Raw genomic sequence first — 10,355 nt, forward strand, 5'->3', positions numbered from 1 at the left:
TGTCTCAAACTGTGCGGCAATATTAGCCAGGATGGGAGTTGGAACATTAATATTAGTTGACTATGATATTGTAGAGCCATCTAATTTAAACAGACAGTACTATTTTATAGGTCAAATTGGGCTAGCAAAGACAAACGCTTTAAAAGAGACGCTCAATAAAATAAATCCTTACCTAAAATACACTACCTATAACGAAAAAATAGATGAGGGAAATATAGAAAAATTTTGTAAAAACTCTGATATTATACTTGAAGCATTTGATAAAAAGGAAGCAAAAACAATGTTTATAAATAAATGTATAAGGCTATTCCCAAATAAAAAAATAATTGGCGTTTCAGGTGTTGCTGGATTATCAAATGCAGAGGATATAACAATTCAACAAATATCAAATAATCTATATTTAATTGGGGATTTTATATCGGAGGCAAAAGTTGGCCAGGGATTAATGGCATCAAGGGTAAACGTTGCTGCTTCAATGCAAGCACATCTAGCAATACAGCTTCTATTGGGGATTAGATGATTTATTTTGAAAAATTTTTAGCACAAATGTTGTTACCTCCTGGTTTTTTTATATTGTTATTACTGATTGCGTTTATATTTAGTTTTAAAATAAAACCAGCTAGGTATATTATAGGCATTACTATTATTCTTTTATATAGCCTATCAGTGCCTGTGTTATCAAACTACTTAATAAAACCATTAGAAAATAGTTACGAGCCTAACTTGAATGACCTTGCTAAGGGTGATGTTTATATTGTTTTAGGAGGGGGTTTAATAGAAAATAAAAATAATAAAACCTATTCTGCAACATTATCACCAGAATCACTAAAAAGACTAATTAATGTATATTTTTTATATAAAAAATATAAAAAACCTATAATAACTACTGGTGGAAAATCCCCCATAAAAAAAGCTTCTCATTCTGAAGGTTATATAATGGCAAAATATCTATATGATCTTGGCGTTAATAGAAATAGTATTATTATTGAGGCAAAAAGTATAAATACCTATGAAAACGCTAAAGCAGTATCTGAAATCATTGAAAAAATGGTGTTTAAAAATCCTGTATTAATAACATCTGCCTACCACATGCCTAGAGCAATTTATTCTTTTAAAAAATTTGGTGTCAAAACAATGCCCTATCCTGTAAACTATTTAATTGAAAGTACACCAGTAACAACTTTCTCATTTCTACCAAATATCAATACTCTACATAATAGCGTTAAAGCTTTACATGAATATTTGGGGATAGTTTACTATAGATTATTTTTATAATAATTATAAAATCTATAATATGTATAAAAGAATTTTTCTAACAGGGGCAAGTGGTTTTGTTGGTAGCTACCTCTTAAAAGGTTTAGTTGATAGTGGTTATCTTGTTAAAGTATTATCAAGAAATAGTAGCAACATTAATATAAAAAATAAAAATTGTGAAGTTATTCAAGGAGATGCAATAAATATAAAAAGTTATGAACATGCTCTTAATGATATTGATGTAATTATCAATCTAATAGGAATTATAAGAGAATATCCTGCAAAGGGGATAACCTTTGATAAGGCCCATATAGAAGCCACCAACAATCTTGTAACCCTTGCAAAAAAAGCTGGTATTAATAGATTTATACAAATGTCAGCAAATGGTATTGAAAAGGATTTATCATTAAAATATAACCTTACAAAATATAAAGCAGAAGAGATTGTGAAAAATAACAATTTAGATTTTACAATCTTTAGGCCATCTGTAATCTTTGGTGCTGGTGATGCTTTTATTTCTTTGCTTTCCAAGTTAATGAAAAGGACGCCTCTCTTTTTTTACTTTGGTCACGGGAAATATCCTTATCAACCTATATACGTAAAAGACGTTGTTAAATATTTTATCAACTCCATTGACAACAAAAAAACTATTGGGGCTACTTACCCCTTATGTGGCCCAAAGGTTTATACTTATAAAGAGATTTTATCACTAATAAATAAAAATTTAGGATTTAAAAGATTATTGTTGCCACTACCAATGCCTATTATATATTTTATTACAAGACATCTTGAAAGGTTTTCAATATATCCAATAACATGTGATCAACTAAGGATGTTAGAAAGGGGGAATATTTGTGATGATGACAGCATTAATAATGTTATAAATATAGATAAAAATAAATTAGAAGATATTTTGCCAAAAATTGTAAAGGGGGTATAAATGAAGCTTTTGCTTAAAAATTCTTTAGTATTGTTTTTAATCATTGTAATTTTTGCATGCTCTAATTCAGAGAATGAAAAATCAAAAGATATTAGAGAGGACAATATTACTAAAAATAATCACACAAAAATTAAATTAAATAAAATAGGTACAAATGAATATGATAAAATAATAGCAAAAGAAAAAGGAAAGATTGTGATAGCTAACTTTTATGCCTCATGGTGTCCACCATGCAGGCAAGAAATCCCTGGTTTTATAAACATGTTTAATAAACATAAAAATAATCTAACAATTATAGGATTATCACTAGATAAAGATGCTAAATCTGCACTTACCTTTATTAATGACATGGGTATCAATTATCCTGTATATTTAGCAAATGAAGAACTACAAAGGAAATTCAACATTATGAGTATCCCAATAAGCGCAATCTATAAGCCTGATGGCTCTCTTTACAATATACACTTTGGATTCCTTTCTACTACACAGATTGAAGAAATTATAAAAAAGCTTAAAGAATAAATTAAATTAAAACAAAAAAATAACTGGGAGAGTTGTATAGCTCTCCCAGCTTTTATTTAACTATTTTACTTATTTAGTTAACAACCTGCCCCAAAACCAGCTTCTGGAACAAGGGGTTCCAATCCACCTGGAGCTTCCACACCACCCTCCTCAGAAGGCTGAGATACTATTTCTCCCATGGGTGGGGCAAGTGCACCAGGTTCTACCTCAACCTGATATATTTCACTAGAATCTGATTGATCACTGGCATCTATAGCTTGAGCTGATTTCAAAATAGTTGGCATACCAGCAGCAGTCCAATTAACAGTGCCACCTGCCAGATCATAAACATTTTCAAAACCATAATCTTTTGCTATAAATGCAGCCTCAGATGCTCTTGCACCACTATTACATAAAAATACAGTTGGCGCAGATTTATCAAGCCTATTAGAGCTTAATAGATCTATAAACTCACTGCTATCAGAAAATACATTTATAGCACCAGGAACATGATAACCCTCATATTCAATCTGACTTCTTGCATCTACTAGTTGAACATTGCCATTATTTTCTTCAACTAATTCTGCCAAACCAAAAGGAGATATTGCTAATGGCATTCTACCAGATATTATATGGGCAGTTAAAAACCCCATACCACTACTTAAACCCTCTACTGCGCTAGATAGCCTTTCTTTTGCTGCCTCATCAAAGGCCTCTTCTGGAATATTTCTTGTTAGAAAGGGAACAACCAAACTATTGAGCATCATTCTAACCATATTTGTAATTAAAGGTGTGGTATTTGCTTGCTGCATAATTATCTTAAAATTCTCTTCCTCTAGCCTTTTATCGATACCTAATTTAGCTAACAAATTGTTAAATTCATCAATTTGAAGGTCACGTGGTATATTATAACGCAATGCAATATCATTAAGCCTCTTAATAACTGATTTAATTGAATAAGTCTCTTTATTTAAGTTTAGCGGGGCTTTAAAGCCTTTCTTTAAAATATCTTCGTCGTTTGTTGGGTTTAAATTATTCCCTTCTACAGTTAAGCCAGCTGCTAACCACTGACCCAAACCACCATCTAGGTTATAAACATCATAACCATATGCATTTGCTAGCATACCTGCTAGCCCACTTCTGATCCCTCAAGCGCACATCGTTATCAAACGTTTACCGGTGAGATCAGTTCCATCTGGCAATTTACCCATCATTAACGCTGTTCTAACACTACCAAGGGGTACATTTGTTGCTCCAGTTGCATGAAATCCACCAAACTCAAAGGCAGCCCTATCATCAATTACAGTATAGTAATCTCCGCGGGTATTTAGCTCTTCTGCAATCTGAGGGGCTGGCAAATCTGTAAGCGCACGCCCAACATAGTACTCTTGGATTGGATCAACAAGTGCCCTTACCAATTCATTAAAACGGGGCAACACATACAAACCCATTGGTCCCAAAACCGTTGAATTCATAAAATTGTTGTCAAAGGAAAATATTAATGGTCCCAGTGCATCAAAAACCATAGCCAGCAATTCCAGAGAAGGAACTGTCATATTCTGGTCTTTTGGTTGCAACACCTCTTGTTGATTGATGTCCTTAACAAGTATGCTAGTTGGATTTTTTTCGGCTGAATAGCTGCTTGTTGTCAGAAACAAGAGGAAAAACGTGCAAAATAGTGCTAGCAAAATCTTCTTTTTCATAATCACCTCCTTAATGTTATTAAATAAAACATCTAATAAATACATTGCCTTTTAAAATAAAACTCAATTAAATATTAACTTTTACAGTTTAAAAATATAATAAATTATTTATCAAATTAAAATGTATACAATATTCTATTTATTGTCAAGCATAATTGTGAAATTAGATTGACAAATTTATAAGCTATCTATATAATTCACAACCACTAAACAAATATATTAGGTTAAAAGATAATCAAAATAGGGGGAATCAATGGCGCAGGGATTAACATTGAAGAACAGGACAAATCTAAAGCAAAAAAGAAGACATGGCTTTAGAGCTAGAATGAAAACTAGTTCAGGAAGAAATATTATAAAGAGAAGACGTGCAAAGGGCAGAAAAAAACTTTCTATATAGATGCAGTTTTCGTTAAAAAAAAGTGAAACCATAAAAAACAAGAATACCTTTAATGAGTTGTTTAAAAATGGCAATAAACTAATAGGAAAATATGTCATTTTATACTATAAAAAAGCAGAAAAAAGAAGGGTTGCCTTTATAGTTAGTAAGAGAATAGCTAAACTAGCAGTTAAGAGAAACAAGGTAAAGAGACTATTAAGAGAGGCCTATAGGCTTCATAAACATATAATAGAAAATGATCTAGAAATGTTAATTATTGCTAGACATAGTACACTAAATACTGCTTATAATGATATTGCATATGAAGTTAAAGATTTGTTTAATAAAATTAATAATATTTCATATTAATTTATATAAATATTGCATTTCTCCTTTTTTAGGAAAAAGATGTAAATATTATCCAACCTGTTCAGATTACGCAAAAGAAGCGATAATAAATAAAGGGATATTTAAAGGTACCTTGCTAGCTATGTGGAGAATAGCACGTTGCAACCCCTTTAGTTATGGAGGATATGACCCAGTAAATAGAGAGGAATATATTAAATGGAAAAAAGAACAATTATAGCAGTAGTTTTAAGTTTGCTTGTACTAATATTATTTCAGATATTCTACAGTCCTGATAACATAACACCAACTAAAGACACTATAAATAATAAAACAAACAAAAATAACACAAATGCATATGAGCCAGAAACAAAAAAGATTGCTCGTCCCACAAAAACCTATGAAATAAAACAAGCAGATCTCCTACATATCAACAATAAGCACCTTAGATTAGCTATTAATAAAGAAACTGGCTTTATAAACAGCATAGAGATCTTTAGCTATAAAGATAAACTAGTTGAACCTGTTGTTTTCAAAAGTAAGTATAAAGATTATATCTCACATAATAACTTTGGAACCCCTTCAATTGAAAATATTACTAAAGCTAAAAATATAACAAGTATAGATTTAATATATAAAAATAGTAATATTCTTATAAAAAGAACTTATTCAATTAAAAATAATGATTTTATTATTAAGGTAGAAGATAGTATAATTAATAATTCAAATATAACAAAAAAACTAGATTACAATATTAATGTTGGACCAGGTCTTGGGGAAGGATTTGATGAGAGTAAATTTATTTTTAGTGGCCTCATAGCTTATAATGGAAAAAAATTATTCAAGGAAAAAGAAGATGATATAGAAGATAATATAGAGATAACAAATCCTCTGTGGTTTGGTTTTACATCAAAGTATTTTTTGCTATCAATTATCGACGGCACTTACAATAAAGCAGTAATGGATAAATATAAAGATTCTGCAATCTTAGAAGCAAAAAAAATAATAGATATTAACCCAAACAGTCAGAAAAATATCAAATATAAAATATATGTCGGTCCAAAGGAATACAACCTTCTCAAGTCTCTAGGTTTAAATCTAGAAAAAAGTGTTGATTTTGGAATATTTTTCTTTTTGGCGATACCGTTCTTACAAGTACTTATATATTTCAATAACATCTTTAATAATTATGGCGTTGCAATAATATTGCTCACATTAATCTTAAAATTATTAACACTCCCACTAAACAGCATGAGTATGAAGTCAATGAAAAAAATGCAAAAAGTTCAACCTGAGATCACTAAAGTTAGAAATAAATATAAGGGTGATCCTCAGAAAATGAATGCCGCTGTTATGGAGTTATACAGAAAGCATAAAGTCAACCCAATGAGCAGCTGTCTACCACTTTTAATACAAATACCAATATTTATAGCCCTATATAGGATGCTACTAGTATCAATTGAGCTTAAAAATTCACCTTTCATATGGTGGATTACCGATCTTTCTCAAAAAGACCCCCTATATATAACACCTATTTTAATGGGGCTTTCAATGTTTGCTCAACAAAAAATGACTCCCTCAACAGCTGATCCTACACAACAAAAAATCTTTATGCTCATGCCTATAATTTTTACTTTTTTATTCATCAATTTTCCATCAGGCCTTGTTATCTATTGGCTCGTTAACAATATATTAACAATTATACATCAAATGTATCTAAATAAAAAATTAGAATGAGGTATACTATGAAAACATTTGAATTAGAAGACACTTCTGTTGAAGAAGCTCTTAACAATTTTATTGTAAAAAGTGGTTATTCAAGAGATTTTATTGTAGGCTATGAAATTATAGATAATGGTAGCAAGGGTTTTTTAGGTTTTGGGAAAAAAACTACAAAGATAAAAATAACTGTTGATGATGAGGAGTTTATTAAAAGAAAATCTAAAATCCTATTAGGAGAAATTCTAAAGTTAATGAATATTGATGATTTTGCATTTGAGACTACAATGAATAAAAATGAATTTATTATAAATATCTTATCAAAAGAAGCTAATATTATAATAGGCAAAAATGCACAACATCTCGATGCAATTCAACACATTTTAGATAAAATGCTGAAGAATTGTGACTCAAAAATAAATGTCAGCGTTGATGTTGAAGGCTATAGACAAAAATTTTTGACAAATGCAAAAGATAAAATAGATGCAAAGATCAGCTATGTACTTTCTACTGGTAGAAGACAAAAATTAAATCCTATGGTCCCAATACTGAGAAAAGCTGTACATGATTATATAAAAAGCAAAAGAGGTGTTAAATCGGAAAGTAGTGGAGAAGGGCTATTAAAAACTATTTACATCTATCCATATAAGAGAAATAATAGGCAATACAAAAATGTTTAAACTCTTTACATTAATCATAATATCATTAGTTGCTTACTTATACTTTAAAAAAAGAAAAGGTAAAAAAGAAATACCTGATAAAACAGTTGATTTAGTAAAAGATCATGTGTGCGGCACATATATTAATAAAGACACCCCTTATAAAGTAAAATATTTTGATAATATCTATTATTTCTGTTCTGAAGCATGCCAAAAAAAATTCATAGAAGAGAAAAAGAGAGAAAACAAGTCTAAGCAAAGGGAGGACTAATGAAAATTTTTTTAGACACTGCAAATATCAATGAAATAAAAAAGGTTAAAGATATAGGCCTCTTAGATGGTGTTACAACTAATCCAACGCTAATATCCAAAGAATCTGGTAATTTTAATGATATTTGTAAAGAAATCTGTGATATTGTTAAAGGTCCGGTAAGTGCTGAGGTCGTATCAACTAATGCGAAGGATATGATAGATGAAGCAACAAAGCTATCCTCTATAAGTAAACATATAGTTGTTAAGATACCCTTTACAACAGATGGACTGATAGCAACAAATGAGCTTGTTCAAATGGGTATACCAGTAAATATGACACTAATTTTTTCACTAACCCAAGCACTTCTTGCATGTAAAGCAAAAGCTACATATTTAAGCCCCTTTGTTGGAAGGCTAGATGATATCGGCTCTGATGGTATGGAGCTTGCCTTGCAAATAAAGGAAATGATTAATACCTACAAATTTAACAGTGAGGTTATTGTTGCAAGTGTTAGAAATATAAACCACGTGGTTTTATCTATCAATGCAGGTGCAGACATAATTACTATGCCACCTAATATTTTTTGGCAGATGTTAAAACACCCCCTAACAGATATTGGAATAGAAAGATTTATGCAAGATTGGCAACGTTTTATAGAGAAGAGTAGATAGGTATTGGTGCAATACAAACACTATGTTATAATATATTTAATATTTCTAACATTATATCTTTTTATTGGAACAGGTAGTGCCCCCCTATTTGAAACAACAGAGGGTAGATATGCCGAAATCTCAAGGGAGATGTATGTTAATAAAGATTATATAACCCCGACCTTTGAGGGAATAAAGCACTTCCACAAACCACCATTCTCATATTGGATGATGGTTTCAGGAATGAAAATATTCGGTGTAAACACCTTTGGTTTAAGATTTTTTGGGGTGATCTTTTCTTTAATAACTCTCATTACTGTTTATTTTTTAAGTAAATTATTTTTTGATAATGATTATTTTGCTTTTTTATCAGTAGTATTCTCCTCGTCATCACTCTTATTTTTAATATTCTCAAGGGTACTTGCCACTGATATTTATCTAACAGCCTTTGCAACCCTCTCATATTATTTTCTATTTAGGCAGATCTACCATAAAAAAAGTAGTCTCAACGCATATTTTCTTGCTTTTTTTCTGGGCTTAGCCTTTCTAACTAAGGGGCCAGTTGTTTTTATATTTACACTTATTCCTTTTTATATAATCAAGGTTTTTAGTGATAGCCACAAGTGCGTTTTTAATCTAAAAGAAATTTCTATTGGTTTTATAATATTTAGTATTGTTGCTTTTCCATGGTATATAATAGTCACTCTAAAAATTCCTGAACTTTTAAACTATTTTGTTGTTGATCAAATATTTCACAGACTAAAGGATAACAAATTTAATAAAGATGCGCCTATATATTATTTTGTGCCCACCTTTTTAATAACCTTCTTCCCCTATATATTATATCTAATCAAAGGTCTTGTAAAAAGAAAGAACATCCCAAATAGAATCTATATATTATATGCATATATATTGATACCTTTTATTATACTTTCACTAAATCGCGCAAAACTAATAACCTATATATTACCCTTTTACAGCTTAGCTTCAATTATAGCATCTTTTGTATATTACAAATTTAAAGACAAATTTATCAATTATTTTTCTTATCTAATTCTTTTAATGTCAAATATCTTTTTATTAATATTATTTATTTCAATTTATGGTATTAACAATTTTAATTTAACACTTTATTTAATTATATCATTTTGGGCTTTAACTATATTATTAGCTTTTTTATCTACTATTAGATTTAAAGATTATTTTGCTTTTAATGCAGCTTGCATGCTTTTAATTATGATGTTTTTCTCATATATACTGTGCCCTTATATAGGCGATCAAATAACAGGATATAAGAGTATGTCATCAGTAATAAATAATTTAGATTCAAATAGGAAATATGAGGTTATCACCTATAAATGTTTTATACCTTCAATATCATTTTATAGAAATAAGCTAAATATCACAGCCTTTTATCCTAAAAGGGAGATACAGTTTGAGGATGATAGCATGTATAAAAAACATTATATATTAGACAAAAAAAGCTTAACAAAAATTATCGAGAAAAATGAAAAAGTCTTTATTGTTACAAAGCCCAGCCACATAAATAATGTTGTTAAGCTATATAATATCAGCTGTGAAAAGATAGCTAAACAAAGAATACACAGCGCTTATTTATGTAATAAAGAATAACCTTAATATTTCTTTAAATATATTTTTGCTTTTGTTTAAGCTTGCGCATCAATTTCTGATGTTTTCTTTTTGCCTTTAATATCTTTTTTCTTTTTATTTCAGTAGGTTTTTCATAATAAGTATGTCTTTTTATCTCTTTAATAAGTCCTTCTCTTTCAATCTTTTTCTTTAAAAGTTTTAATGCCCCATCAACATTATTATTTCTTACTTTTACTATAGCGTTAACTGCCAACATATCACCCCTTAAAATTTTTTATGCTGATTCTTTCTTGTTATCAAATATTAAGATTGGATCAGCTTTATTTAAAATAGCATCCTCTGTT

The 10,355-nt window shown here is 29.7% G+C and carries 14 protein-coding genes and 1 pseudogene; 12 read left to right on the top strand and 3 right to left on the bottom strand.

Annotation, left to right across the window (positions count from 1 at the left end; genetic code table 11):
• The 4 genes from thiF to SVN78_05985 form a co-directional block, all read left to right on the top strand.
• Positions 1-520, top strand: a 520-nt coding sequence (thiF, locus tag SVN78_05970; GenBank protein ID MDY6821150.1) for a sulfur carrier protein ThiS adenylyltransferase ThiF, incomplete at its 5' end; no start/stop codon positions are given.
• The gene (locus SVN78_05975) at positions 517-1,275 is read left to right on the top strand and encodes a YdcF family protein (protein MDY6821151.1); all 759 of its coding nucleotides are present in this window, start codon (positions 517-519) and stop codon (positions 1,273-1,275) included. The genes thiF and SVN78_05975, both read left to right, overlap by 4 nt.
• Before the next feature lie 19 nt (positions 1,276-1,294).
• Positions 1,295-2,194, top strand: coding sequence for a complex I NDUFA9 subunit family protein (locus SVN78_05980; protein MDY6821152.1), 900 nt, complete (start codon positions 1,295-1,297; stop codon positions 2,192-2,194).
• Positions 2,195-2,716 (top strand): TlpA disulfide reductase family protein, encoded by a 522-nt coding sequence (locus tag SVN78_05985; protein MDY6821153.1) that lies wholly within the window; start codon positions 2,195-2,197, stop codon positions 2,714-2,716.
• A 77-nt stretch (positions 2,717-2,793) separates the two neighbouring features.
• Here SVN78_05985 and SVN78_05990 read toward each other — a convergent pair whose 3' ends face one another.
• Together SVN78_05990 and SVN78_05995 are read right to left on the bottom strand one after the other, a co-directional pair.
• The gene (locus SVN78_05990) at positions 2,794-3,819 is read right to left on the bottom strand and encodes a rhodanese-like domain-containing protein (protein ID MDY6821154.1); all 1,026 of its coding nucleotides are present in this window, start codon (positions 3,817-3,819) and stop codon (positions 2,794-2,796) included.
• 24 nt (positions 3,820-3,843) lie between these two features.
• On the bottom strand, positions 3,844-4,398 hold the full coding sequence (locus SVN78_05995) for a hypothetical protein (GenBank protein MDY6821155.1): 555 nt from the start codon (positions 4,396-4,398) through the stop codon (positions 3,844-3,846).
• A gap of 253 nt (positions 4,399-4,651) precedes the next feature.
• On the opposite strand from SVN78_05995, the gene rpmH reads away from it, so the two are divergent.
• The 8 genes and pseudogenes from rpmH (at position 4,652) to SVN78_06035 (ending at position 10,032) form a co-directional block, all read left to right on the top strand.
• A complete protein-coding gene (rpmH, locus tag SVN78_06000; protein ID MDY6821156.1) occupies positions 4,652-4,795 on the top strand; it encodes a 50S ribosomal protein L34 in 144 nt (47 codons plus the stop codon).
• A complete protein-coding gene (gene rnpA, locus SVN78_06005; GenBank protein MDY6821157.1) occupies positions 4,796-5,143 on the top strand; it encodes a ribonuclease P protein component in 348 nt (115 codons plus the stop codon).
• Positions 5,097-5,258, top strand: a pseudogene (yidD, locus tag SVN78_06010) (membrane protein insertion efficiency factor YidD). The gene rnpA and the pseudogene yidD overlap by 47 nt, the downstream one beginning before the upstream one ends.
• Positions 5,259-5,338: 80 nt before the next feature.
• On the top strand, positions 5,339-6,856 hold the full coding sequence (yidC, locus tag SVN78_06015) for a membrane protein insertase YidC (protein MDY6821158.1): 1,518 nt from the start codon (positions 5,339-5,341) through the stop codon (positions 6,854-6,856).
• 8 nt (positions 6,857-6,864) lie between these two features.
• Positions 6,865-7,518, top strand: a complete 654-nt coding sequence (locus tag SVN78_06020; protein MDY6821159.1) for a Jag N-terminal domain-containing protein — start codon at positions 6,865-6,867, stop codon at positions 7,516-7,518.
• Positions 7,511-7,768 carry a YHS domain-containing protein gene (locus tag SVN78_06025; protein ID MDY6821160.1) on the top strand — a complete coding sequence of 86 codons (258 nt, stop codon included), beginning with the start codon at positions 7,511-7,513 and terminating at the stop codon, positions 7,766-7,768. Before SVN78_06020 ends, SVN78_06025 begins: the two co-directional genes overlap by 8 nt.
• The gene (gene fsa, locus SVN78_06030; GenBank protein MDY6821161.1) at positions 7,768-8,421 is read left to right on the top strand and encodes a fructose-6-phosphate aldolase; all 654 of its coding nucleotides are present in this window, start codon (positions 7,768-7,770) and stop codon (positions 8,419-8,421) included. Before SVN78_06025 ends, fsa begins: the two co-directional genes overlap by 1 nt.
• A 6-nt stretch (positions 8,422-8,427) precedes the next feature.
• Complete coding sequence (locus tag SVN78_06035; protein MDY6821162.1) at positions 8,428-10,032, top strand: glycosyltransferase family 39 protein; 1,605 nt, start codon at positions 8,428-8,430, stop codon at positions 10,030-10,032.
• Between the two features lie 13 nt (positions 10,033-10,045).
• On the opposite strand, the gene rpsU is transcribed toward SVN78_06035, so the two are convergent.
• Positions 10,046-10,267, bottom strand: coding sequence for a 30S ribosomal protein S21 (gene rpsU, locus SVN78_06040; protein ID MDY6821163.1), 222 nt, complete (start codon positions 10,265-10,267; stop codon positions 10,046-10,048).
• Positions 10,268-10,355 lie beyond the last annotated feature (88 nt).

It is taken from the genome of Deferribacterota bacterium (assembly GCA_034189185.1).
Taxonomy (GTDB): domain Bacteria; phylum Chrysiogenota; class Deferribacteres; order Deferribacterales; family UBA228; genus UBA228.

What these genes read in the sequence shown, in the direction of transcription:
- SVN78_05975 (MDY6821151.1), top strand. Translation starts at nt 517, where the DNA reads ATGATTTATTTTGAAAAATTTTTAGCACAAATGTTGTTACCTCCTGGT.
- SVN78_05980 (MDY6821152.1), top strand. Translation starts at nt 1,295, where the DNA reads ATGTATAAAAGAATTTTTCTAACAGGGGCAAGTGGTTTTGTTGGTAGC.
- SVN78_05985 (MDY6821153.1), top strand. Translation starts at nt 2,195, where the DNA reads ATGAAGCTTTTGCTTAAAAATTCTTTAGTATTGTTTTTAATCATTGTA.
- SVN78_05990 (MDY6821154.1), bottom strand. Translation starts at nt 3,819, where the DNA reads ATGCTAGCAAATGCATATGGTTATGATGTTTATAACCTAGATGGTGGT.
- SVN78_05995 (MDY6821155.1), bottom strand. Translation starts at nt 4,398, where the DNA reads ATGAAAAAGAAGATTTTGCTAGCACTATTTTGCACGTTTTTCCTCTTG.
- rpmH (MDY6821156.1), top strand. Translation starts at nt 4,652, where the DNA reads ATGGCGCAGGGATTAACATTGAAGAACAGGACAAATCTAAAGCAAAAA.
- rnpA (MDY6821157.1), top strand. Translation starts at nt 4,796, where the DNA reads ATGCAGTTTTCGTTAAAAAAAAGTGAAACCATAAAAAACAAGAATACC.
- yidC (MDY6821158.1), top strand. Translation starts at nt 5,339, where the DNA reads ATGGAAAAAAGAACAATTATAGCAGTAGTTTTAAGTTTGCTTGTACTA.
- SVN78_06020 (MDY6821159.1), top strand. Translation starts at nt 6,865, where the DNA reads ATGAAAACATTTGAATTAGAAGACACTTCTGTTGAAGAAGCTCTTAAC.
- SVN78_06025 (MDY6821160.1), top strand. Translation starts at nt 7,511, where the DNA reads ATGTTTAAACTCTTTACATTAATCATAATATCATTAGTTGCTTACTTA.
- fsa (MDY6821161.1), top strand. Translation starts at nt 7,768, where the DNA reads ATGAAAATTTTTTTAGACACTGCAAATATCAATGAAATAAAAAAGGTT.
- rpsU (MDY6821163.1), bottom strand. Translation starts at nt 10,267, where the DNA reads ATGTTGGCAGTTAACGCTATAGTAAAAGTAAGAAATAATAATGTTGAT.